This window comes from Serratia sp. ID 25-353 (genome assembly GCF_054792795.1).
The window spans coordinates 4,686,713-4,709,276 of sequence record NZ_CM139236.1; the positions used below are offsets into that span (position 1 = coordinate 4,686,713).

The window sequence follows — 22,564 nt, forward strand, 5'->3', positions numbered from 1 at the left end:
CTGACTAGCGGTTATAGCCTTTCAGATTTGCTTTCTTCAATGCAGACTCGTACTGACTTGACATCATCAGAGTTTGCACTTGAGCCATAAAGTCCATGATGACGACAACCACGATCAGTAGCGAGGTACCACCAAAGTAGAATGGTACTTTCATTGCATCACGCATGAACTCCGGGATCAGGCAGATGAAAGTAATGTACATCGCGCCCACCAGGGTTAAACGCGTCATTACTTTATCGATATACTTCGCCGTTTGCTCTCCCGGACGAATTCCTGGTACGAAGGCACCGGACTTCTTCAGGTTATCTGCTGTCTCACGCGGGTTGAAGACCAACGCCGTGTAGAAGAAACAGAAGAAGATGATTGCAGACGCATAGAGTAACACATAAAGCGGTTGCCCTGGCTGCAAATACAGCGAAATCGTAGTCAGCCAGTTCCAACCGGTACCGCCCCCAAACCATGATGCAATCGTGGCCGGGAACAGAATAATGCTGGAAGCGAAAATCGCCGGGATAACACCCGCCATGTTCACTTTCAACGGTAAATGTGTACTCTGTGCTGCATAAACACGACGACCTTGTTGACGCTTCGCATAGTTAACGACGATACGACGTTGACCACGCTCGATGAAAACAACGAAGAAGGTTACTGCAAACACCAATACTGCAACCAACAGCAGCAGGAGGAAGTGCAGGTCGCCTTGCCGCGCTTGCTCGATAGTATGGGCCACTGCCGGCGGGAGCCCCGCTACAATACCCGCGAAGATAATGATCGAGATACCGTTACCGATACCGCGCTCAGTAATCTGCTCACCCAGCCACATCAGGAACATTGTCCCGGTTACCAGGCTCACAACCGCAGTAAAGTAGAATGCAAAGCCTGGGTTTAACACCAGGCCCTGCATACCAGGCATATTCGGCAGACCGGTAGCAATACCGATCGACTGAAATATGGCCAATACCAGCGTACCGTAACGGGTGTACTGGCTAATCTTGCGACGGCCAGCCTCCCCTTCTTTCTTGATTTCCGCCAACGCTGGATGAACCACCGTCAGCAACTGGATAATGATCGACGCCGAGATATACGGCATGATCCCCAGAGCAAAGATAGAAGCACGGCTGAGGGCACCACCAGAGAACATGTTAAACATTTCAATGATAGTGCCTCTCTGCTGCTCAAGCAATTTGGCAAGCACAGTGGCATCGATACCAGGAATCGGAATGAAAGAGCCGATACGGAAGACAATCAGCGCGCCGATTACAAACAAAAGTCTGCGCTTCAGCTCGCCGAGCCCGCCTTTAGCACTTTGAAAATCTAATCCTGGTTGCTTAGCCATCTGCTACTTATTCCTCAATTTTACCGCCAGCAGCCTCGATAGCAGCACGAGCGCCTTTGGTGACACGCAGACCACGCAGGGTTACCGGACGAGCGACTTCGCCAGAAAGTACAACTTTCGCGAATTCGATCTGGACACCAACTACGTTAGCGGCTTTCAGCGCGTTCAGGTCGATAACATCGCCTTCAACCAGAGCCAGTTCAGACAGACGAACTTCTGCCGTGATCATCGCTTTGCGTGAAGTGAAGCCGAATTTCGGCAGACGACGGTACAGAGGCATCTGACCACCTTCGAAACCACGACGTACGCCACCGCCAGAACGAGACTTCTGACCTTTGTGACCACGGCCGCCGGTTTTACCCAGGCCAGAACCAATACCACGACCTACACGCTTAGGCGCATGCTTGGCACCTTCAGCCGGAGACAGAGTATTTAAACGCATCTGTTACTCCTCAACTTTAACCATGTAGGAAACCAGGTTGACCATACCGCGAACAGCAGGAGTATCCTCGCGCTCTACGGTGTGACCAATACGACGCAGACCCAGACCGAGCAGAGTAGCTTTATGCTTCGGCAGACGGCCAATTGAGCTGCGAGTTTGTGTAACTTTAATAGTCTTAGCCATGGTCAATTACCCCAGAATGTCGGCAACGGATTTACCACGCTTAGCAGCGACCATTTCAGGAGACTTCATATTCGCCAGAGCGTCGATAGTTGCACGAACCACGTTGATCGGGTTGGTGGAACCATAAGCTTTAGCCAATACGTTGTGCACCCCAGCAACTTCGAGAACGGCGCGCATTGCACCACCCGCGATGATACCGGTACCTTCATGAGCAGGCTGCATGAACACGCGAGAACCCGTGTGAGCGCCCTTAACAGGGTGCTGCAGGGTGCCGCTGTTCAGCGCGACGTTCATCATGTTGCGACGGGCTTTTTCCATCGCTTTCTGGATCGCTGCTGGAACTTCGCGTGCTTTGCCGTAGCCAAAACCAACGCGACCGTTACCATCACCAACTACAGTCAGTGCGGTAAAGCTGAAAATACGGCCACCTTTTACGGTTTTAGATACGCGGTTTACCGCGATCAGCTTTTCCTGCAGTTCGCCAGCTTGTTTTTCGATGTGAGCCATCTTAAACCTCTTCCTTAGAACTGAAGGCCAGCTTCACGGGCAGCATCTGCCAGTGCCTGGACTCGACCATGATATTGGAAACCGGAACGGTCAAAGGATACTTTCGCAATCCCTTTTTCCAACGCGCGCTCAGCCAGAGCTTTACCTACGGCTGCTGCTGCGTCTTTGTTACCGGAATACTTCAGTTGCTCCGCGATAGCTTTTTCTAAAGTAGAAGCGGCTACCAGTACTTCAGAACCGTTTGGAGCAATCACCTGTGCGTAAATGTGACGCGGGGTACGATGTACCACCAGGCGGGTTGCACCCAGCTCTTGGAGCTTGCGGCGTGCGCGGGTCGCACGACGGATACGAGCAGATTTCTTATCCATAGTGTTACCTTACTTCTTCTTAGCCTCTTTGGTACGCACGACTTCGTCGGCGTAACGAACACCTTTGCCTTTGTAAGGCTCAGGACGACGGTAAGCACGCAGATCTGCTGCTACCTGGCCAATGACCTGCTTATCAGCGCCTTTCAGCACGATTTCAGTTTGGCTTGGGCATTCAGCAGTGATACCTGCCGGCAGCTGGTGATCGATAGGGTGAGAGAAGCCCAGGGCCAAATTCACCACGTTGCCTTTAACGGCAGCACGATAACCAACACCTACCAGTTGAAGCTTTTTGGTGAAGCCTTCGGTAACACCAACAACCATTGCGTTCAGCAGAGCGCGCGTGGTACCCGCTTGAGCCCATGCGTTAGCAAAACCTTCGCGCGGAGCGAAAGTCAGTGCGTTAGCTTCTTGCTTCACTTCAACGGCGTCGTGGATAGTACGAGTCAACTCGCCGTTTTTACCCTTAATCGAAATAACCTGACCGTTGAGTTTTACCTCTACGCCGGCAGGAATGACGACGGGTGCTTTTGCAACACGAGACATTCTTTCCTCCCGAATTAAGCTACGTAGCAGATAATCTCGCCACCAAGACCAGCCTGGCGAGCTGCACGATCGGTCATAACACCTTTAGAGGTAGAAACAACAGCGATACCCAAACCGGCCATAACTTTTGGCAGCTCATCTTTTTTCTTGTAGATGCGCAGACCTGGACGGCTGATACGTTGAATGCTTTCTACCACAGCTTTGCCCTGGAAGTACTTCAGTACCAGTTCCAGAACAGGCTTGGCGTCGCCTTCGATTTTGAAATCTTCAATAAAACCTTCTTCCTTCAGCACGTTGGCAATTGCCACTTTCAGCTTGGAGGAAGGCATGGTGACCGCAACTTTGTTCGCGGCTTGACCGTTACGGATACGGGTCAGCATATCCGCGATCGGATCTTGCATGCTCATCTGTCTTTACTCCCGTGATTCAATTGGTAATTACCAGCTAGCCTTTTTCAAGCCTGGTACTTCACCGCGCATAGCGGCTTCACGAAGCTTAATACGGCTCAACCCGAATTTGCCCACATAACCATGTGGACGGCCAGTTTGGCGGCAGCGTTTACGCTGACGAGACGGGCTGGAATCACGCGGCAGAGTTTGCAGCTTGAGAACGGCATTCCAACGATCTTCATCGGATGCGTTCACATCAGAGATAATAGCTTTCAGTTCAACGCGTTTTGCAAAGAACTTGTCAGCTAATTTCACGCGCTTGACTTCGCGTGCTTTCATTGATTGCTTAGCCATCAGTAACCCTGCCTTACTTGCGGAACGGGAAGTTAAAAGCAGCCAGCAGCGCGCGGCCTTCATCATCAGATTTCGCAGTAGTGGTAATGGTAATATCCAAACCACGAACGCGATCGACTTTGTCGTAGTCGATTTCTGGGAAGATGATTTGCTCACGCACGCCCATGCTGTAGTTGCCACGGCCATCGAATGACTTGGCGGACAGGCCACGGAAGTCACGGATACGTGGAACAGCAATGGAGATCAGGCGCTCAAAGAACTCCCACATGCGTTCGCCACGCAGAGTTACTTTACAGCCGATCGGATAGCCCTGACGGATTTTGAAGCCTGCAACAGATTTGCGGGCTTTGGTGATCAACGGTTTTTGACCGGAGATAGCTGTCAGGTCCGCTGCGGCGTTATCCAGCAGTTTCTTGTCAGCAATCGCTTCACCAACACCCATGTTCAGGGTGATCTTCTCGACCCGAGGGACTTGCATGACAGAGTTGTAATCAAACTGAGACATCAGTTGTTTGACTACCTCGTCTTTGTAGTAATCATGCAGTTTCGCCATCGTATTACTCCAAATTACTTGATAGTTTCGCTGTTAGATTTGAAGAAACGGACTTTTTTGCCGTCTTCGAATCTAAAGCCTACACGGTCAGCCTTGCCGGTAGCCGCGTTGAAGATAGCAATGTTAGAAACCTGAATTGCAGCTTCTTTTTCAACAATGCCGCCTGGTTGGTTCAGAGCCGGAACCGGCTTCTGGTGTTTCTTAACCAGGTTGATGCCTTCAACAATGACCTTGCCAGCAGACAGGACATTTTTTACTTTACCGCGCTTACCTTTGTCTTTCCCGGTAATCACGATAACTTCGTCATCACGACGGATCTTCGCTGCCATGTTCGCTCCTTAGAGTACTTCTGGTGCCAGAGAGATAATTTTCATGAACTTCTCATTACGCAGTTCACGAGTTACCGGCCCAAAAATACGCGTACCGATAGGCTGCTCGCTGTTATTGTTCAAAATAACGCATGCATTGCCATCGAAGCGAATGACAGAACCGTCCGGGCGACGTACACCCTTCTTGGTGCGCACCACTACCGCCTTCAGAACATCGCCTTTCTTCACCTTACCGCGAGGAATTGCTTCCTTGATGGTAATTTTGATGATGTCGCCGACGCCTGCGTAGCGACGGTGCGAGCCACCTAGAACCTTGATACACATTACGCGACGTGCACCGGAGTTGTCGGCGACGTTCAGCATAGTCTGTTCTTGGATCATTTTAGTGCTCCGCTAATGTCAACTACTACTTTAAAGACCCAAGTAAAAATTAGGCCGTTGAAAAGCCCCATAACCGAGGGCGCAGCATTATAACACCGCTTACTTGGTATGGGTAGAAAAAATAAACGGCTCATTTTCTGAGCCGTTTATTAAGTGAGAGCCAGCTACTCTATTACAGAATCGCTTTCTCTACAACGCGAACCAACGTCCAGGACTTAGTCTTGGACAGTGGGCGGCATTCGCGGATTTCCACCACGTCGCCGGTACCACATTCGTTGTTCTCGTCATGTACGTGCAGCTTGGTCGTACGTTTGATGAATTTCCCGTAGATCGGGTGCTTCACAGTACGTTCGATAGCAACAACGATGGATTTCTCCATTTTATCGCTAACAACACGACCCTGCAGGGTACGGATAACTTCAGTCATTTACACACCCGCCTTTTGAGTCAGTAAAGTCTTAACGCGTGCGACGTCACGACGCACTTGTTTCAACAGGTGAGTTTGTTGCAGCTGGCCACTGGCCGCCTGCATGCGCAAGTTGAATTGCTCACGCAGCAGGTTGAGCAGCTCGGCATTCAGCTCTTCAACGCTTTTTTCACGCAGCTCTTGTGCTTTCATTACATCACCGTCTTAGTTACAAAGGTGGTTTTGATCGGCAGTTTCGCTGCTGCCAGTTTGAATGCCTCGCGGGCAACCTCTTCTGGCACGCCGTCCATTTCGTACAGGACCTTACCAGGCTGGATCAGGGCAACCCAATACTCCACGTTACCCTTACCTTTACCCATACGCACTTCCAGCGGCTTCTCGGTGATCGGTTTGTCCGGGAATACACGGATCCAGATCTTGCCTTGACGCTTAACTGCACGAGTCATTGCACGACGAGCTGCTTCGATTTGACGAGCAGTCAGACGGCCACGGCCAACAGCTTTCAGACCGAAAGTGCCGAAGCTAACATCCGTACCTTGCGCCAGACCACGGTTGCGGCCCTTGTGCACCTTACGGAATTTTGTACGCTTTGGTTGTAACATCAGCGACTCTCCTTACTTGCGGCCTTTACGCTGCTGCTTTTTAGGTTGAGCAGCCGGTTCCGGTTGTTCAACTGCAGCCATACCACCCAGGATCTCACCTTTGAAGATCCATACCTTAACGCCGATTACACCATAAGTGGTGTGCGCTTCAGATGTGTTGTAGTCGATGTCCGCACGCAGAGTGTGCAATGGAACACGACCTTCGCGGTACCATTCGGTACGTGCGATTTCGGCGCCGCCAAGACGGCCGCTTACTTCAACTTTGATACCTTTAGCGCCAAGACGCATTGCGTTCTGTACTGCACGCTTCATAGCACGACGGAACATAACGCGACGTTCCAGCTGAGAAGTGATGCTGTCAGCAACCAATTTAGCGTCGAGTTCCGGTTTACGGACTTCGGCGATGTTGATCTGTGCAGGAACGCCAGCGATGTTCGCTACGACCTTGCGCAGTTTTTCGACGTCTTCACCTTTCTTGCCGATAACGATGCCTGGGCGAGCAGTGTGAATGGTCACACGGATGCTCTTCGCAGGACGCTCGATAACGATGCGAGAAACGGAAGCTTTCGACAGTTCCTTAGTCAGGAATTGACGAACTTTAAAGTCGCTGTCCAGGTTGTCAGCGAATTCTTTGGTATTCGCATACCAAGTAGAGTTCCAAGGTTTGACAATACCCAGGCGAATACCATTAGGATGTACTTTCTGACCCATTGCTAGTCTCCAGAGTCTCAGCGATCGGACACAACCACAGTAATGTGGCTGGTGCGCTTCAGGATGCGATCTGCACGACCTTTTGCACGCGGCATAATGCGCTTCATGCTTGGGCCTTCGTCTACGAAGATTTTCGTAACTTTCAGATCATCGATGTCAGCGCCATCGTTGTGTTCTGCGTTAGCAATGGCAGACTCCAGCACTTTCTTAACCAGACCAGCAGCTTTCTTGTTGGTGTAGGTCAGAGTTTCCAGAGCTTGCGACACTTTCTTACCGCGAATCAGGTCAGCAACAAGGCGAACCTTCTGAGCAGAAGAACGAGCGTGGCGATGTTTAGCGATAGTTTCCATCTCTTCCTCCTACCTTAGCGCTTTTTAGCTTTTTTATCAGCCGCATGGCCGCGATAAGTACGAGTCGGCGCGAATTCACCCAGTTTGTGACCGACCATTTCATCGGAAACGAACACTGGTACGTGCTGACGACCATTATGGACAGCGATGGTCAAACCGATCATGTTAGGAAAGATCGTTGAACGACGGGACCAAGTGCGCAAAGGCTTCTTGTCACCGCTTTCCACCGCTTTCTCTACCTTCTTCAGCAAGTGCAGGTCAATAAAAGGACCTTTCTTGAGAGAACGTGGCATGGCTTATCCTCTAATTATTTTTTGCTACGGCGACGTACGATGAACTTATCAGTACGCTTGTTGCTACGGGTCTTCTTACCTTTGGTCTGAACGCCCCACGGAGTTACCGGGTGCTTACCAAAGTTACGACCTTCACCACCACCGTGCGGGTGATCTACCGGGTTCATCGCCGTACCGCGAACGGTAGGACGAACACCACGCCAACGTGCAGCACCTGCTTTACCCAGAACGCGAAGCATGTGTTCAGCGTTACCGACTTCACCCAGGGTGGCGCGGCAATCAGCTGGAACTTTACGCATTTCGCCGGAGCGCAGACGCAGAGTTACGTAGGAACCATCACGAGCAACGATCTGAACGTAGGCGCCAGCGGAGCGAGCCATCTGGCCGCCTTTACCTGGTTTCATTTCTACGTTGTGAACCGTTGAACCAACTGGAATGTTGCGCATCGGCAGGGTGTTACCCGCTTTGATTGCAGCATCAACGCCAGATTGAATCTGGTCACCAGCTTTCAGGCCTTTCGGCGCCAGGATGTAACGGCGTTCGCCGTCTTTGTACAGAACCAGCGCGATGTTCGCGGAACGGTTCGGATCGTACTCCAGACGCTCAACCACAGCAGGGATACCGTCTTTGTTGCGCTTGAAGTCAACCAGACGATAATGTTGCTTGTGGCCACCACCGATATGACGGGTGGTGATACGGCCATTGTTGTTACGACCACCGCTTTTGCTCAGTTTTTCCAGCAGCGGGGCATAAGGTTTACCCTTGTGCAGCTCAGGGTTAACCACTTTAACAACGTGGCGACGACCCGGAGATGTAGGTTTACATTTAACAATTGCCATTGTTCTTACTCCTCCGACTTACTCTGCGCCGCCGATGAAGTCCAGATTCTGGCCTTCTTTCAGGGTGACGTAAGCTTTTTTCCAGTCGCTACGACGACCAACACGCTGACCGTGACGCTTCACTTTCCCTTTAACTACCAGGGTGTTCACGTCTTCGACTTCGACTTCAAACAGTTTCTGCACTGCAGCTTTGATTTCTGCTTTGGTCGCGTCTTTGGCAACTTTGAGAACGATGGTGTTGCTTTTTTCCATCGCAGCGGATGCTTTTTCAGATACGTGCGGTGCACGCAGCACTTTCAGCAAACGTTCTTCACGGATCATGCCAGCATCTCCTCAACTTGCTTCACAGCATCAGCAGTCATAACCACTTTGTCGAAGGCGATCAGGCTAACCGGATCGATACCTGCTACATCGCGCACGTCAACCTTGTACAGGTTGCGAGCTGCCAGGAACAGATTCTCATCCAGTTCACCGGTCACGATCAGCACGTCTTCCAGAGCCATATCTTTCAGTTTCTGTGCCAGCAGCTTAGTTTTAGGCGCTTCTACAGAGAACTTCTCGACAACGATCAGACGATCTTGACGTACCAGCTCGGACAGGATGCTTTTCAGCGCGCCGCGGTACATCTTTTTGTTTACTTTCTGACTGTGGTCCTGTGGCTTAGCAGCAAAGGTCACGCCGCCTGAACGCCAGATCGGGCTCTTTACAGAACCTGAACGCGCACGGCCGGTGCCTTTCTGACGCCATGGCTTTTTGCCGGAACCAGTTACTTCAGCACGGGTCTTCTGAGCACGGGTACCTTGACGGGCACCTGCTGCATAAGCAACAACAACCTGGTGTACCAGCGCTTCGTTGAAATCACGACCGAAGGTAGTTTCGGAAACAGTCAGCGCGCTTTGCGCGTCTTTCAATACTAATTCCATTGCTATCCCCTTACGCCTTCACAGCTGGTTTAACGATCAGGTTGCCACCGGTTGCGCCCGGTACAGCACCCTTAACCAGCAGCAGGTTGCGCTCAGCGTCAACACGTACTACGTCCAGGCTCTGAACGGTTACGCGCTCATCACCCAGGTGGCCAGCCATTTTCTTGCCTTTGAACACTTTGCCCGGAGTCTGGTTCTGACCGATAGAACCCGGAACGCGGTGAGACAAGGAGTTACCGTGGGTAGCGTCTTGGGTACGGAAGTTCCAGCGCTTAACAGTGCCAGCAAAACCTTTACCTTTAGAAGTACCGGTAACATCGACTTTTTTAACGTCAGCGAAGATTTCTACGCTAATTTCCTGACCTGCAGCGAACTCTTGACCTTCTTCAAGGCGGAATTCCCACAGACCACGGCCAGCTTCAACGCCAGCTTTAGCGAAATGGCCCGCTTCCGGTTTGGTTACACGGTTAGCTTTTTTGCTACCAGTGGTAACCTGAACGGCACGGTAACCGTCGGTGTCCAGGCTTTTAACCTGAGTCACGCGGTTCGCTTCAATTTCAATTACGGTTACTGGGATAGAAACGCCATCTTCAGTGAAGATACGGGTCATACCCACTTTTTTACCGACTAAACCAATCATTGTTTCAACCTCTCAATCGCTCAATGACCTGATTAACCCAGGCTGATCTGCACGTCTACACCGGCAGCCAGATCCAGACGCATCAGAGCATCAACGGTTTTCTCGGTTGGCTCAACGATGTCAACCAGACGCTTGTGAGTGCGAATCTCGTACTGATCACGCGCGTCTTTGTTGACGTGCGGAGAGATCAGAACGGTAAAGCGCTCTTTGCGAGTTGGCAGCGGGATCGGACCACGGACTTGCGCACCAGTGCGCTTTGCAGTCTCGACGATTTCCGCGGTTGATTGATCGATCAGACGATGATCAAACGCTTTCAGGCGGATACGGATTCTTTGGTTCTGCATGAGACCAGAGCTCCAATTATTTATAAACGTAAATAATTACTCCTCACACCCATTTCGATTGATGGGGGAGTGTAATCGTCAACATATAACCCCCATATCGGGAGTATTGTTCGAAGGGCAAAAAAGCCTGCCAATCGACTGATTCGCTAAAATCAGGCTTACCAAGATTAGGTAAGCCCGCGCATTATACGCAAAATGGCCCAGGAAGCAAGCCGCAGTTGGAAATATGCTCAGGAAATCGTCATTTTTGCGCGTTCAGCGGCAGTAGGCGGGTTAACACGGTGAACAGGGAATGCATTATGCTTGGGCGGGGATATTCTCCCCTGCCCCGCCGTGAAAACGGACGCCGGCAGGAGAGGCAATGGCGAATGGGCGAAAGGCTTATTCTTTGCGCTCCAAAATCTGGGCCTGGGCATAGTTTTGAATACCGAGGCGAGCGATGAGATCCAGCTCGGTCTCCAGCCAGTCGATATGCTCTTCTTCATCGGCCAGGATATCTATCATCAAATCGCGGCTGACGTAATCATGAATCGAGTCGGCATAGGCGATACCTTCGCGCAGGTTTTTGGCGCCCGCTAGCTCCAGAGCCAGATCGGAACGCAGCATCTCTTCAATGTCTTCGCCGATGTTCAGCTTGCCGAGATCTTGCAGGTTAGGGAGCCCTTCCAGGAACAGGATACGCTCGATGTAGCGATCGGCATGTTTCATTTCGTCGATCGACTCGTGGTATTCCTTGTCGTTGAGGCGCATTAAGCCCCAATTCTTGAACATACGGGCGTGCAGAAAATATTGATTGATGGCAACCAGCTCGTTGCCGAGCAGCTTGTTGAGATGAGCAATGATCTTTTTATCGCCTTTCATAGGTAACTCCTCCTGGCCAGTTCTAAAAGTGTAGAACCTGTAAGCCAAGAGTCAAAAATAACCTTACCCTTTGTTAGGCAACTTCATGCATTGGGATGATAGTTCCGCGTTCCTCCACCATAATCTGTCTTGCCTGACGAATGCACTTTCCACAGTCGGTACCAATCGGCACAAGTTCACGCAGCTGCTTCATGGTATGGGGATTGTGCTGACGCACCGCATTACGGATCGCTTTGTCAGTCACCGCATTACACAGACATACATACATAGAGAGACTCACTTCTTAACCAATGCATTGAGTCTAAATAGGAATGGTTTTTATTTCAATTAAGATTTAAACAAATTGTATAAAAAAAGGGCACCGAAGTGCCCTTTTTTGTGTCGAAAAATTATTCGCGATTAAGCGATAACTTTAGCAACAACACCAGCGCCTACAGTACGGCCGCCTTCACGGATTGCGAAACGCAGACCGTCGTCCATCGCGATTGGGTGAATCAGGGTGACAATCATGTTCACGTTGTCGCCTGGCATTACCATCTCTACGCCTTCTGGCAGTTCGATGGTACCGGTCACGTCAGTGGTACGGAAGTAGAACTGTGGACGGTAGCCTTTGAAGAATGGCGTGTGACGACCACCTTCATCTTTGCTCAGGATGTACACTTCAGATTCGAACTGGGTGTGTGGCTTGATAGAGCCTGGCTTAGCCAGTACCTGACCACGTTCGATGTCTTCGCGCTTGATACCACGCAGCAGAACACCTACGTTCTCACCCGCACGGCCTTCGTCCAGCAGTTTGCGGAACATTTCAACGCCAGTACAGGTAGACTTAACGGTGTCTTTGATACCAACGATTTCAACTTCTTCGCCAACTTTGATGATACCGCGCTCAACACGACCGGTAACAACGGTACCACGACCGGAGATGGAGAATACGTCTTCGATTGGCAGCAGGAACGGCTTGTCGATAGCACGCTCTGGCTCTGGGATGTAGCTGTCCAGGGCTTCGGCCAGTTCGATGATTTTCGCTTCCCACTCAGCTTCGCCTTCCAGCGCTTTCAGCGCGGAACCGCGGATTACTGGCAGGTCGTCGCCTGGGAAATCGTAAGCGGACAGCAGTTCGCGAACTTCCATTTCTACCAGTTCCAGCAGCTCTTCATCATCAACCATGTCGCATTTGTTCATGAATACGATGATGAAAGGAACGCCAACCTGACGACCCAGCAGGATGTGCTCACGGGTCTGAGGCATTGGGCCGTCAGTCGCAGCTACTACCAGGATCGCGCCGTCCATCTGAGCGGCACCGGTGATCATGTTTTTCACGTAGTCGGCGTGCCCTGGGCAGTCAACGTGCGCGTAGTGACGAGTCGGGGTGTCATACTCAACGTGAGAGGTGTTGATGGTGATACCACGAGCTTTTTCTTCTGGCGCGTTATCGATCTGGTCGAAAGCACGTGCAGAACCGCCGTAGGTTTTAGCCAGTACGGTAGTGATCGCTGCAGTCAGGGTAGTTTTACCGTGGTCAACGTGGCCGATAGTACCAACGTTAACGTGCGGTTTTGTACGTTCAAATTTTTCTTTAGACACGGCTATATTCCTTACTATAGCGCTCTCCCCTTCTGGAGAGAGCACGGGACTTTGGTTTTAACCCTGCGGCTTATTTGCCACGGGCTTCGATTACGGCCTGAGCGACGTTGTTCGGTGCATCATCATACTTCAGGAATTCCATGGTGTATGATGCGCGACCTTTAGTCAGAGAACGCAGCTGAGTTGCGTAGCCGAACATTTCGGACAACGGTACTTCAGCGTGGATCTTAACGCCAGTCACTTCAGATTCCTGACCGCGCAGCATGCCGCGACGACGGCTCAAGTCACCGATAACGTCACCGGTGTTCTCTTCTGGAGTCTCAACTTCAACCTTCATGATAGGCTCAAGCAGAACCGGTTTCGCTTTCTTAAAGCCTTCTTTAAAGGCGATAGACGCGGCCAGTTTAAACGCCAGTTCAGAGGAGTCAACGTCGTGGTAAGAACCGAAGTGCAGACGAATACCCATGTCTACTACCGGGTAACCAGCCAACGGACCAGACTTAAGCTGCTCCTGGATGCCTTTATCAACGGCAGGGATGTATTCGCCAGGAATTACACCACCTTTGATGTCGTTGACGAACTCGTAACCTTTCGGGTTAGAGCCCGGCTCCAGTGGGTACATGTCGATCACAACGTGACCATACTGACCGCGACCACCAGACTGCTTGGCGTGCTTACCTTCAACGTCGGTAATCTTCGCGCGAATCGCTTCGCGGTAAGCTACCTGAGGTTTGCCCACGTTAGCTTCAACGTTGAATTCACGCTTCATGCGGTCAACGATGATGTCGAGGTGCAGTTCACCCATACCGGCGATGATGGTCTGGTTAGACTCTTCGTCAGTCCATACGCGGAACGACGGGTCTTCTTTAGCCAGACGGCCCAGAGCCAGACCCATTTTTTCCTGGTCAGCTTTGGTTTTCGGTTCAACGGCGATAGAGATTACCGGCTCAGGGAATTCCATACGCTCCAGGATGATTGGAGAGTCTGGATCACACAGGGTGTCCCCGGTGGTCACGTCTTTCAGACCGATCGCAGCGGCGATATCGCCTGCGCGAACTTCTTTGATCTCTTCACGCTTGTTGGCGTGCATCTGAACGATACGGCCAAAACGCTCGCGCGCAGACTTAACGGAGTTCAGCACGGTGTCGCCGGAGTTAACAACGCCGGAGTACACGCGGAAGAAGGTCAAGTTACCTACGAACGGGTCGGTAGCGATTTTGAACGCCAGAGCAGAGAACGGCTCGTCATCACTTGCGTGACGCTCAGCCGGAGTGTCTTTACCGTCGTCCAGGATACCGTTGATCGCAGGAACGTCAGTTGGTGCCGGCAGGTATTCGATTACCGCATCCAGCATCGCCTGCACGCCCTTGTTCTTGAACGCAGAACCACAGGTAACCAGGATGATTTCGTTGTTCAGTACGCGCTGACGCAGAGCTGCTTTGATTTCTTCCTCGGTCAGATCTTCGCCGCCCAGGTATTTTTCCATCAGCTCTTCGGAAGCTTCCGCAGCGGACTCGATCAGGTTCTGGCGCCATTCTTCAGCCAGATCCATCATGTCAGCCGGGACGTCTTCGTATTCGAAGGTTACGCCTGCGTCTTCTTCGTTCCAGTTGATCGCCTTCATTTTCACCAGGTCGATAACGCCGGTGAATTTGTCTTCTGCGCCGATAGCCAGCTGCAGAGGAACAGGGTTAGCGCCCAGACGAGATTTGATCTGGCCAACAACTTTCAGGAAGTTAGCGCCCATACGGTCCATTTTGTTAACGAACGCGATACGTGGCACTTTGTATTTGTTAGCCTGACGCCATACGGTTTCAGACTGTGGCTGAACACCACCAACAGCACAGTAAACCATTACCGCGCCATCCAGCACACGCATGGAACGTTCTACTTCGATGGTGAAGTCAACGTGCCCTGGGGTGTCGATGATGTTTACGCGATGCGGTTCGAACTGCTTGGCCATACCAGACCAGAAAGCAGTAGTCGCTGCAGAAGTGATGGTAATACCACGCTCCTGCTCCTGTTCCATCCAGTCCATGGTGGCAGCGCCGTCATGAACTTCACCGATTTTGTGGTTTACACCGGTGTAGAACAGAATACGTTCGGTAGTGGTGGTTTTACCGGCGTCGATGTGAGCACTGATACCGATGTTGCGGTAGCGTGCAATGGGTGTTGTACGAGCCATTTGATTCCTCTATTCCTAGGGCGTTCAAGTTCAGTTAACCCAAGCGGGCCGATTTGACGCGCCCGCTTGGTTAGCATGACTACAGCCGGGTGATTACCAGCGGTAGTGGGCGAACGCCTTGTTGGCTTCGGCCATACGGTGAACGTCTTCACGCTTCTTAACAGCAGAACCTTTGTTCTCTGCTGCGTCAGACAGCTCGTTCGCCAGGCGCAGAGCCATGGATTTATCACCGCGTTTACGTGCAGCATCAACGATCCAACGCATTGCCAGAGCATTACGACGAACCGGGCGGACTTCAACTGGTACCTGATAAGTAGAACCGCCAACGCGACGCGACTTAACTTCTACAGTCGGGCGAACGTTGTCGAGAGCGACTTCGAAAGCTTCCAGGTGATCTTTACCAGAACGCTGAGCCAGGGTCTCCAGCGCGGTATAGACGATTGCTTCTGCAGTAGATTTTTTACCGTCTACCATCAGGATATTTACAAATTTGGCCAGCAGCTCAGATCCGAACTTAGGATCTGGCAGGATTTTACGTTGGCCGATTACGCGACGACGTGGCATGGAAATACTCCGTTGTTAATTCAGGATTGTCCAAAACTCTACGAGTTTATTTTGACATTAAAGTTAAAACGTTTGGCCTTACTTAACGGAGAACCATTAAGCCTTTGGCTTCTTCACGCCGTACTTGGAACGAGCTTGCTTACGGTCTTTAACACCGGAGCAGTCAAGTGCACCACGGACGGTGTGGTAACGCACACCTGGCAGGTCTTTTACACGACCGCCACGGATCAGGATTACGGAGTGTTCCTGCAGGTTGTGGCCTTCGCCACCGATGTAGGAAGTTACTTCGAAACCGTTGGTCAAACGCACACGGCAAACTTTACGCAGTGCGGAGTTTGGTTTTTTCGGGGTAGTGGTGTATACGCGGGTGCATACGCCACGTTTCTGCGGGCAGGCTTCCAGCGCTGGAACGTTGCTTTTAGCAGCCTTCACAGAGCGTGGTTTGCGAACCAGCTGGTTAATTGTTGCCATTAAAAAAGCTCCTGGTTTTTGCTTCGTACTAGCTTCGTAAACATGTGATAAATCCCCTCGTATGCACTATTGGCAAAGTACGAGGACGCAGAATTTTAGGGCTGACCAGTATGGGTGTCAAGAAATATACAACATCACTCTCATTACCAGGCCATTTGGCTGCGGTGTTGTTCGGTTAATTCAACGAAGTGATTATAGCCGACGACAGTGATTTTGTGCGAAAAGTGACCAATCAGTCCCCGGGCTTCCAGGTCGTCCTGCAGCGCGTAAAGGGATATGGGGGCGGCGAGCAGTAATTCAAGATGGGCGCTGCCGGCAAGGCCGGCAAGCACGCCGTCCTGCAGCAGCAGCAGCGCGTCCCCCTCCGCCGTCAGGCGCAGCAGGGCGGGTAAGTCACATTGGTTTGGCGAATGGCTCAGGGTATAGAGCATCAGAGGATCCTAAAACGTCATCACGGTGTCGTAGCCGGCCAGTTCGCGGCGCAGTTCGTCCGGCGCCAGCACCTCGGCATCCAGCACCCAATCGGTCACCTGACCCAGCCCGCGTTCCTGCAGCGAAGCCTGGCACAGATAACACCTCTCCACGTCATACAGCGGCAGCACGCCGAAGGTGGCGATGTAATTGCGCGCCAAAATCTTTTCCGGTTGCTGGCCCGGCAACAGCTGCAATACGCCATCGCCGACAAAAAACACCCCCAAGTCTTCACTGAGCGCCGACGTGGCGAGCAGCGCATCCAGCCCTTCCCTGCCACCGGCGCCGCCGTGCGGCCCGTGGGTGAAAACAAAAGCGACTCGTTTCATCATATCCTCAGAACTGCACCAGACGGTCGCAACTCAGCGACGCTTCAGCCAGGGAACCCAGCCCGCTCAGGGTAAAGCCGGGCTGCAGGTTGGCGCTTGCCAACCCCTGTTGCGCCGCCTCCTGCTCGTCGGTGACGCCACGGCGCAGCGCGGCAGCTACGCAGACGTTGAGCGCCACGCCGTGTTGCTGCGCCAACTGCGTCCAGCCGCGCACCAGGTCGAACTCGTCGCTGGCCGGCGCGGTCAGCTGGTTGGCGTTCAACACCCCTTCACGGTAGAAAAAGACGCTGGAAAGCCGGTGCCCTTTCGCCAACAAAGCCTGAGCGAACTGATAGGCGCTGCTGGCCTGCTGCGTGCCGTAAGCCGGGCCGGTGACCAACAGGCAATAATCAAGCATCAACGGTCGCTTCCCAACAGATCGCCGCTCTTGAACTGGCGGATGTACAGATACACGGTGTGTTTGGAGATATTCAGGCGATCCGCCACCTGGTTGATCGCATCCTTGATGTCGAAGATGCCTTTCTCATAGAGGTTGAGCACTACCTGGCGATTCTTGGCGTTATTGGACACCGAGCGGTCGGCGTTCACCTCTTCGATGGTGAACTCGAGCGTCTGCGCCACCAGATCGTCGACGGAAGACGCGAAATTCACCGACGACGGCACGTCCTGCGTGGCCGGCGGCATAAAGGTCTGCATGATCTGTGAGAACGGCACGTCGAGGTTCATGTTGATGCACAGCAAGCCGATCACCCGCTGCTCGCGATTGCGAATGGCGATGGTCACCGACTTCATCAACACGCCGCTCTTGGCGCGGGTAAAGTAGGCTTTCGACACGCTGCTGTCGTCGCCGGCCATGTCGTGCAGCATGCGCAGCGCCAGGTCGGTGATCGGCGAGCCGATTTTACGCCCGGTATGTTCACCGTTGGCGATGCGTACCGCTGAGCTGTTCAGGTCTTCCAGCGCGTGCAATACGATCTCGCAATGGCCGCCGATCAACATCGCCAGCCCGTCGACCACCGCTTCATAGGATTTCAGGATTTCATGATCCGTTTGAGTAAACGGACGTTCATTCAGCAAATCAAGTTCGCTGGCTTCGCTGGATAAAAGCGAATTCGACATCGAAGATACCACCCTCATAGATCGCCTGTGCCAGGGGGCGCAGCTAAAACCGCTCGGACCGGATCGCTGCCGTCGTCGGCACGCCGCAGCGCGGCCGGCTGAGAGCGGCATCGAACGGCACGATGACATCCGCGGGCGAGGCGGCCGGGAACAATTTTAGGTACACGCCCTAAGGGGCAGACGCATGACTGATAAGTCAGAATTATTAGTCTAGCAAAGCGGCCGGAGCAAAGTCCTTGCGTTTGCGCGTGGTATTGACGTTAAGCCCGATGCCCGGCAGGCGTCAAGCGTTCAATGGAGAGAGAGGCGGCGGCTGCCGAAATGAAAACCGCCGCGGAGAGCATCCGCGGCGGTGGCAAACAGAGCGACGATGTTATTTCGCTTTAGCGTCAGCTTTCGCATCAGCCGGTTTTTCGGCTTTAGCCTCGGCTTTCGGCGCCGCTTTCACGTCCAGCAGCTCAACGTCAAAGACCAGCGTGGAGTTAGCCGGGATGCCCGGAACGCCAGTTTTGCCGTAGGCCAATGCAGGTGGGATCACCAGCTTGATTTTGCCGCCTTTCTTGATGTGCTTCAGGCCTTCGGTCCAGCCTGGGATCACGCCGTCCAGACGGAACGACAGCGGCTCGCCGCGGGTGTAGGAATTATCGAACTCGGTACCGTCGGTCAGGGTACCTTTGTAGTTCACTACCACGGTATCGCTGTCTTTCGGAGCTTCACCCGCGCCCGGCTTCTCTACCTGGTACAGCAGGCCGGATTCGGTTTTCTTCACGCCTTTTTCTTTAGCGAAGCTATCGCGGTACTTGGCGCCTTTGGTTTCGTTGTCCTTGGCGTCCTGTTCCATCTTCGCCTGAGCAGAAGCCTTCACGCGCGCTTCGAAGCCCTGCAGGGTCTTCTCGATGTCGGCATCGTTCAGCTTGCTCTTGTTGGCGAACGCGTCCTGAACGCCGGCAATCAGCTGATCTTTGTCCAGCTTGATACCCAGCTTCTCTTGCTCTTTCAGAGAGTTGTCCATGTAACGGCCGAGAGAGGCGCCCAGTGCGTAGGCCGCTTGCTCGTCGTCGTTTTTGAACTTGCCGGTGCTCGGTGCTGCCGCCGCGTCCGCTGGTTTAGCGGCTTCTGCCGGTTTGGCGGCATCGGCTGCCATGACCTGGGTCGCATTCAGAGCAAAAGCCATGGTGGTTGCCAGAAGCGTGACTTTAAACAAAGATTTCATCCATTTCTCCAGTGTCTGAAGCAATGCCCCAAACAATCATTAGGTAAGATAACCGGGCTACTATAGCTGCCTGAAACAAAACAAAACAGTCGCACAGGTAACCAATCGAGTCAAAGTGTGACTCCCGCTTTGCCAAGAAGTTTCCCACCGTGTGCTACTCGCATGATAAATCAGATTTTTCTTGCAGAATATTCGGCGAGGTTAGCAAAAAACGGCGTATCGGGCGCGCAACTTTTCAGCACTTTACACTGCCGATCGCAACGTTGCGCGCCGTCTGGAGAAATAGCGCGAGCAAACCCGGCGCCAGCTGTTACCATAGCGCCGAATCAGGATTTTATCGCGTCAGAGGTAGCCCCATGCACAACGCCGACATTCAACGCCTGCTACAGCGGCTTGAAGAACTGGAGAGCCGTCAGGCTTTCCAAGAGCTCACCATCGAAGAGCTCAACCAGACCGTTACCCAGCATCAAATGGAAATGCTGAAGATGCGCGAACATTTGCGCATGTTGACCGACAAGCTGCGCTCGACCCAAACCTCAATGATCGCCTCGCAATCGGAAGAAACCCCTCCGCCGCACTATTGAGGGCCCGCCATGCGGTTATTTCAGGCGTGCCAGCCCTTCGACGGCACGCTCGAGATACCGGCGCGGGCACCCCAGGTTGATGCGGATAAAACCGCTCCCCTGCGGGCCGAAACCGCTGCCCATCGACGGTGCCAGCTTCGCCACCGCCACCAGCGCCTGCTGCAAGTCAGCATCGTTCAAACCCAGCGAGCGGCAATCCAGCCAGGCGAGATAAGTCCCTTCAGCCTGGGTCATTGCACACCAGGGCGCGGCGGCCGCCAGCGCCTGCTCAAACCAGCGCCGATTCTCCGCCAGGTAGTCGAGCAGCTCATCAAGCCAGGCTGCGCCCCGTTGATAGGCCGCGGTCGCCGCCGTCATCGACAGCGCGTTGAATACATCCAGCCCGTGGGCGTTCAGCCGATCGACAAACGCCTGCCGAAGCCGGGCGTTGGGGATCAGGAAATTCGAAATGCGCAGCGAGGAGAGGCCGAACGTTTTGCTGGCGGACGTCGCCGCAATCACCCGCTCGCGATATTCCTCGCCCAGATGCAACACCGACGTAAACGTCTCGCCGGGCAGCAGCAAATCGGCCCAAATTTCATCGGAGATCACCGTGACATCGTGGGCGTGACAGAGCGCCATAAGCCGCTCCAGTTCATCGCGGCGCCAGCAACGGCCGGTCGGATTGTGCGGGTTGCACAGCAACAACAGCGGCGGTTTACGCTGCGCCAGACAGGCGGCCAGCCGATCGAAATCGATCCGGTATCCCTGCGGGGTTTCCAGCAGCGGGTTTTCAATCACCTCTCTGCCGTTCATGGTGACTATCTTGGCGAACGAGCCATAGTACGGCCCCTGCACCACCACCCCGTCCCCCGGCTTGCTGAGCAGTTGGATCAGCATCGCCAACCCCGGTACTACCCCTTCAATCGACGTGAACCATTCGCGCCGCAGCGGCAAGCCGTGCCGCTTGGCAAACCAGTCGATCGCCGCCTGATAGTAAGCGTCGTCGCGTTCGCTGTAGCCAAAGACGCCGTGCTCCACCCGCTGATGCAGCGCCTGCTGCACCTCTGGCGGGCACGGAAAGTCGAAATCGGACACCCACATCGGCAACAGCTCACTGCCGTCCAGTTGCAGATAGCGGTCGATGAAGTCCCACTTCACGGAGCCGGTGTTGTGGCGATCGATGATGGCGTTGAAATGACTCGTCATGTCAGGCTTCCTTACGCTGCAAGTCGTGCTGAGGTTGGAGTTTGGCGATACCGAAGCCGGTGAACCCATAAATCAGGGCGAACACTACCGCGGCATAACATTGGATCGCCCACGGCAGCAGATCGAGCGTGCTGACCCCCAGCGTGGTCGCCATGTAAATACCGGCGGCCGTCCACGGGATCAGCGGTTCGATGACGGTGCCCGCATCTTCGACGGTGCGCGACAGATTTTTATTGTCCAGCCCCATGCGTCGATAGGCCCCTTTGAACAGCTCCGCCGGGATCAGCAGCGCCAGCTTGCCGTCGCTGGTCGCGCCGGTCACCAGGATAGTGGTGGCAACGGTGGCGGCGATCAGCTGGCCGGTGGTGTGCACCACGTTCAGCAGCCGGCTGATGATCACCGTCAGCGCGCCGGTCAGCGTCAGGGCACCGGCGAAGGAAAAGGCGCAGAACACCAGCAGGATCGTACTCATCATCGAGAACATGCCGCCGCGGTTCAGCAGGCGCGGCACATCGGCGACGATCCCCTCAACGTTGTGGCCCTGAGTGGCGAACATCGAAAGATTGAAACCGTCCATCAACGCATTCAGCCCCTGCTGCAGGCTAAAGCCTTGCAGCGCGACGCCGATGGCGATCGCCAACGCGCAGGCGGCCAGCATGACGGGGATCACCGGCCGTTTGGTCACCGCGCCCCATAGCACCAGCACCGGCGGCAGGATCAGCAGCAGATTGAAGTGGTACAGCCCTTCGAGCGCGCCGACGATTTCGGTCACTTTTTCCGGCGTTGCCACGCTGCCCACCGCGCCGGTGTGGCCGGCGATCAGGTACACCACGGCGGCCAGGATGAAGCTCGGCAGCGTCGTGTACATCAAATGCTGGATATGGCTGTAGAGATCGGTATCCGCGACGATAGCCGCGAAGTTCGTCGAATCGGACAACGGCGAAATTTTGTCGCCGAAGTAAGCGCCGGACACCACCGCCCCGGCAGCGGCGGCCAGCGGCACGTCCAGACCGGCGGCCACGCCCATCAGCGCCACGCCCACGGTGCCGGCCGCTCCCCACGAGGTACCGGTGCACACCGAGATCACGCTGGTGATGAAGAACGCGGCGATCAGAATGTATTGGGGGCTAATCAGCTTCAGCCCCCAATACACCATGTAAGGAATTGTGCCGCTGATCATCCAGGTGCCGATCAGGCCGCCCACGCAGATCAGAATCAGGATAACCGGCATCGCCTTCGCCAGCTTGGCCACGATGGCCTCGATGATGTCGTCCCAGCGGTAGCCTTGCCACCAGGCCAACGCGGCGGCGATGGCGGCGGAAACCAGCAGCAGCGGTTCAATACGCAGGCCAAACTGGCCATAGCCGATGATGAGCAGCAACAGCATGGCCACAATCGGCAGCGTCGCCAGCCCAAGGTTGAGCGTTTTCTTATTATCCATATACGGCTCCTGTTGAAGATGGGGTACTGCAACAGCGTAA

Annotated in this window: 36 protein-coding genes; 1 reads left to right on the top strand and 35 read right to left on the bottom strand. The window is 53.7% G+C overall.

Features of this window, described 5'->3' with window-relative positions; all coding sequences use genetic code 11:
- Window positions 1-4: 4 nt before the first annotated feature.
- From secY to fkpA, 33 genes are all read right to left on the bottom strand, one after another.
- Window positions 5-1,336 carry a preprotein translocase subunit SecY gene (gene secY / locus ACYF6X_RS22455; RefSeq protein ID WP_004929740.1) on the bottom strand — a complete coding sequence of 444 codons (1,332 nt, stop codon included), beginning with the start codon at window positions 1,334-1,336 and terminating at the stop codon, window positions 5-7.
- A 7-nt stretch (window positions 1,337-1,343) separates the two neighbouring features.
- Window positions 1,344-1,778 (bottom strand): 50S ribosomal protein L15, encoded by a 435-nt coding sequence (gene rplO, locus ACYF6X_RS22460; protein WP_004929742.1) that lies wholly within the window; start codon window positions 1,776-1,778, stop codon window positions 1,344-1,346.
- Between the two features lie 3 nt (window positions 1,779-1,781).
- A complete protein-coding gene (gene rpmD / locus ACYF6X_RS22465) occupies window positions 1,782-1,961 on the bottom strand; it encodes a 50S ribosomal protein L30 (RefSeq protein WP_048232028.1) in 180 nt (59 codons plus the stop codon).
- A 6-nt stretch (window positions 1,962-1,967) separates the two neighbouring features.
- Window positions 1,968-2,468: a 30S ribosomal protein S5 gene (gene rpsE, locus ACYF6X_RS22470; protein WP_004929747.1), complete on the bottom strand. Its 501-nt coding sequence runs from the start codon at window positions 2,466-2,468 to the stop codon at window positions 1,968-1,970.
- Window positions 2,469-2,482: 14 nt separating this feature from the next.
- Entirely contained in the window at window positions 2,483-2,836 is a 354-nt protein-coding gene (rplR, locus tag ACYF6X_RS22475) for a 50S ribosomal protein L18 (RefSeq protein WP_004929748.1), read from the bottom strand.
- 9 nt (window positions 2,837-2,845) lie between these two features.
- A complete protein-coding gene (gene rplF / locus ACYF6X_RS22480; RefSeq protein ID WP_004929751.1) occupies window positions 2,846-3,379 on the bottom strand; it encodes a 50S ribosomal protein L6 in 534 nt (177 codons plus the stop codon).
- A 14-nt stretch (window positions 3,380-3,393) separates the two neighbouring features.
- Window positions 3,394-3,786, bottom strand: a complete 393-nt coding sequence (rpsH, locus tag ACYF6X_RS22485; RefSeq protein WP_004929753.1) for a 30S ribosomal protein S8 — start codon at window positions 3,784-3,786, stop codon at window positions 3,394-3,396.
- A 30-nt stretch (window positions 3,787-3,816) separates the two neighbouring features.
- The gene (gene rpsN, locus ACYF6X_RS22490) at window positions 3,817-4,122 is read right to left on the bottom strand and encodes a 30S ribosomal protein S14 (RefSeq protein ID WP_048232029.1); all 306 of its coding nucleotides are present in this window, start codon (window positions 4,120-4,122) and stop codon (window positions 3,817-3,819) included.
- Window positions 4,123-4,135: 13 nt separating this feature from the next.
- A complete protein-coding gene (gene rplE, locus ACYF6X_RS22495) occupies window positions 4,136-4,675 on the bottom strand; it encodes a 50S ribosomal protein L5 (protein ID WP_061800465.1) in 540 nt (179 codons plus the stop codon).
- Window positions 4,676-4,689: 14 nt separating this feature from the next.
- Window positions 4,690-5,004: a 50S ribosomal protein L24 gene (gene rplX / locus ACYF6X_RS22500; protein WP_004929758.1), complete on the bottom strand. Its 315-nt coding sequence runs from the start codon at window positions 5,002-5,004 to the stop codon at window positions 4,690-4,692.
- A gap of 9 nt (window positions 5,005-5,013) precedes the next feature.
- The gene (rplN, locus tag ACYF6X_RS22505) at window positions 5,014-5,385 is read right to left on the bottom strand and encodes a 50S ribosomal protein L14 (protein WP_000613954.1); all 372 of its coding nucleotides are present in this window, start codon (window positions 5,383-5,385) and stop codon (window positions 5,014-5,016) included.
- 172 nt (window positions 5,386-5,557) lie between these two features.
- The gene (gene rpsQ, locus ACYF6X_RS22510; RefSeq protein ID WP_004929760.1) at window positions 5,558-5,812 is read right to left on the bottom strand and encodes a 30S ribosomal protein S17; all 255 of its coding nucleotides are present in this window, start codon (window positions 5,810-5,812) and stop codon (window positions 5,558-5,560) included.
- Entirely contained in the window at window positions 5,813-6,004 is a 192-nt protein-coding gene (gene rpmC, locus ACYF6X_RS22515) for a 50S ribosomal protein L29 (RefSeq protein WP_004929762.1), read from the bottom strand. It abuts the gene before it with no gap.
- On the bottom strand, window positions 6,004-6,414 hold the full coding sequence (rplP, locus tag ACYF6X_RS22520) for a 50S ribosomal protein L16 (protein ID WP_004929764.1): 411 nt from the start codon (window positions 6,412-6,414) through the stop codon (window positions 6,004-6,006). The genes rpmC and rplP overlap by 1 nt, the downstream gene beginning before the upstream one ends.
- A 12-nt stretch (window positions 6,415-6,426) precedes the next feature.
- Window positions 6,427-7,125 carry a 30S ribosomal protein S3 gene (rpsC, locus tag ACYF6X_RS22525; RefSeq protein WP_063991193.1) on the bottom strand — a complete coding sequence of 233 codons (699 nt, stop codon included), beginning with the start codon at window positions 7,123-7,125 and terminating at the stop codon, window positions 6,427-6,429.
- A 17-nt stretch (window positions 7,126-7,142) separates the two neighbouring features.
- Complete coding sequence (gene rplV, locus ACYF6X_RS22530; protein ID WP_002223844.1) at window positions 7,143-7,475, bottom strand: 50S ribosomal protein L22; 333 nt, start codon at window positions 7,473-7,475, stop codon at window positions 7,143-7,145.
- A 14-nt stretch (window positions 7,476-7,489) separates the two neighbouring features.
- Window positions 7,490-7,768 carry a 30S ribosomal protein S19 gene (gene rpsS / locus ACYF6X_RS22535; RefSeq protein ID WP_004929772.1) on the bottom strand — a complete coding sequence of 93 codons (279 nt, stop codon included), beginning with the start codon at window positions 7,766-7,768 and terminating at the stop codon, window positions 7,490-7,492.
- Between the two features lie 14 nt (window positions 7,769-7,782).
- Window positions 7,783-8,607 carry a 50S ribosomal protein L2 gene (rplB, locus tag ACYF6X_RS22540; protein WP_004929775.1) on the bottom strand — a complete coding sequence of 275 codons (825 nt, stop codon included), beginning with the start codon at window positions 8,605-8,607 and terminating at the stop codon, window positions 7,783-7,785.
- Between the two features lie 18 nt (window positions 8,608-8,625).
- On the bottom strand, window positions 8,626-8,928 hold the full coding sequence (rplW, locus tag ACYF6X_RS22545; protein ID WP_004951179.1) for a 50S ribosomal protein L23: 303 nt from the start codon (window positions 8,926-8,928) through the stop codon (window positions 8,626-8,628).
- Window positions 8,925-9,530, bottom strand: a complete 606-nt coding sequence (gene rplD, locus ACYF6X_RS22550; RefSeq protein WP_004929779.1) for a 50S ribosomal protein L4 — start codon at window positions 9,528-9,530, stop codon at window positions 8,925-8,927. Before rplD ends, rplW begins: the two co-directional genes overlap by 4 nt.
- Window positions 9,531-9,540: 10 nt before the next feature.
- A complete protein-coding gene (rplC, locus tag ACYF6X_RS22555; RefSeq protein WP_015379265.1) occupies window positions 9,541-10,170 on the bottom strand; it encodes a 50S ribosomal protein L3 in 630 nt (209 codons plus the stop codon).
- 32 nt (window positions 10,171-10,202) lie between these two features.
- Window positions 10,203-10,514, bottom strand: a complete 312-nt coding sequence (gene rpsJ / locus ACYF6X_RS22560; protein ID WP_001181005.1) for a 30S ribosomal protein S10 — start codon at window positions 10,512-10,514, stop codon at window positions 10,203-10,205.
- A gap of 381 nt (window positions 10,515-10,895) precedes the next feature.
- Complete coding sequence (gene bfr, locus ACYF6X_RS22565; protein ID WP_019456183.1) at window positions 10,896-11,375, bottom strand: bacterioferritin; 480 nt, start codon at window positions 11,373-11,375, stop codon at window positions 10,896-10,898.
- Between the two features lie 73 nt (window positions 11,376-11,448).
- A complete protein-coding gene (gene bfd, locus ACYF6X_RS22570) occupies window positions 11,449-11,643 on the bottom strand; it encodes a bacterioferritin-associated ferredoxin (protein ID WP_015379266.1) in 195 nt (64 codons plus the stop codon).
- A gap of 131 nt (window positions 11,644-11,774) precedes the next feature.
- On the bottom strand, window positions 11,775-12,959 hold the full coding sequence (tuf, locus tag ACYF6X_RS22575; protein WP_055314187.1) for an elongation factor Tu: 1,185 nt from the start codon (window positions 12,957-12,959) through the stop codon (window positions 11,775-11,777).
- 70 nt (window positions 12,960-13,029) lie between these two features.
- Complete coding sequence (fusA, locus tag ACYF6X_RS22580) at window positions 13,030-15,144, bottom strand: elongation factor G (protein WP_063991662.1); 2,115 nt, start codon at window positions 15,142-15,144, stop codon at window positions 13,030-13,032.
- 93 nt (window positions 15,145-15,237) lie between these two features.
- The gene (gene rpsG, locus ACYF6X_RS22585; protein ID WP_004956203.1) at window positions 15,238-15,708 is read right to left on the bottom strand and encodes a 30S ribosomal protein S7; all 471 of its coding nucleotides are present in this window, start codon (window positions 15,706-15,708) and stop codon (window positions 15,238-15,240) included.
- Between the two features lie 96 nt (window positions 15,709-15,804).
- Entirely contained in the window at window positions 15,805-16,179 is a 375-nt protein-coding gene (rpsL, locus tag ACYF6X_RS22590) for a 30S ribosomal protein S12 (RefSeq protein ID WP_004930426.1), read from the bottom strand.
- Window positions 16,180-16,322: 143 nt separating this feature from the next.
- On the bottom strand, window positions 16,323-16,610 hold the full coding sequence (tusB, locus tag ACYF6X_RS22595) for a sulfurtransferase complex subunit TusB (protein ID WP_063991663.1): 288 nt from the start codon (window positions 16,608-16,610) through the stop codon (window positions 16,323-16,325).
- Between the two features lie 9 nt (window positions 16,611-16,619).
- Entirely contained in the window at window positions 16,620-16,979 is a 360-nt protein-coding gene (gene tusC, locus ACYF6X_RS22600; protein WP_063918427.1) for a sulfurtransferase complex subunit TusC, read from the bottom strand.
- 7 nt (window positions 16,980-16,986) lie between these two features.
- Window positions 16,987-17,376 carry a sulfurtransferase complex subunit TusD gene (gene tusD, locus ACYF6X_RS22605; RefSeq protein WP_033636259.1) on the bottom strand — a complete coding sequence of 130 codons (390 nt, stop codon included), beginning with the start codon at window positions 17,374-17,376 and terminating at the stop codon, window positions 16,987-16,989.
- On the bottom strand, window positions 17,376-18,098 hold the full coding sequence (locus ACYF6X_RS22610) for a helix-turn-helix transcriptional regulator (protein WP_004930418.1): 723 nt from the start codon (window positions 18,096-18,098) through the stop codon (window positions 17,376-17,378). The genes tusD and ACYF6X_RS22610 overlap by 1 nt, the downstream gene beginning before the upstream one ends.
- Before the next feature lie 373 nt (window positions 18,099-18,471).
- Window positions 18,472-19,311 carry an FKBP-type peptidyl-prolyl cis-trans isomerase gene (gene fkpA, locus ACYF6X_RS22615; RefSeq protein ID WP_130018350.1) on the bottom strand — a complete coding sequence of 280 codons (840 nt, stop codon included), beginning with the start codon at window positions 19,309-19,311 and terminating at the stop codon, window positions 18,472-18,474.
- Between the two features lie 356 nt (window positions 19,312-19,667).
- Here fkpA and ACYF6X_RS22620 point away from each other — a divergent pair, with 356 nt between their 5' ends.
- The gene (locus tag ACYF6X_RS22620; protein WP_025304503.1) at window positions 19,668-19,895 is read left to right on the top strand and encodes a SlyX family protein; all 228 of its coding nucleotides are present in this window, start codon (window positions 19,668-19,670) and stop codon (window positions 19,893-19,895) included.
- A 15-nt stretch (window positions 19,896-19,910) separates the two neighbouring features.
- Here the strand turns inward: ACYF6X_RS22620 and ACYF6X_RS22625 are convergent, their stop codons facing one another.
- Both ACYF6X_RS22625 and nhaC read right to left on the bottom strand, forming a co-directional pair.
- A complete protein-coding gene (locus tag ACYF6X_RS22625; RefSeq protein WP_130018349.1) occupies window positions 19,911-21,083 on the bottom strand; it encodes a MalY/PatB family protein in 1,173 nt (390 codons plus the stop codon).
- 1 nt (window position 21,084) lies between these two features.
- Window positions 21,085-22,524 (bottom strand): Na+/H+ antiporter NhaC, encoded by a 1,440-nt coding sequence (nhaC, locus tag ACYF6X_RS22630; RefSeq protein WP_063991665.1) that lies wholly within the window; start codon window positions 22,522-22,524, stop codon window positions 21,085-21,087.
- Window positions 22,525-22,564 lie beyond the last annotated feature (40 nt).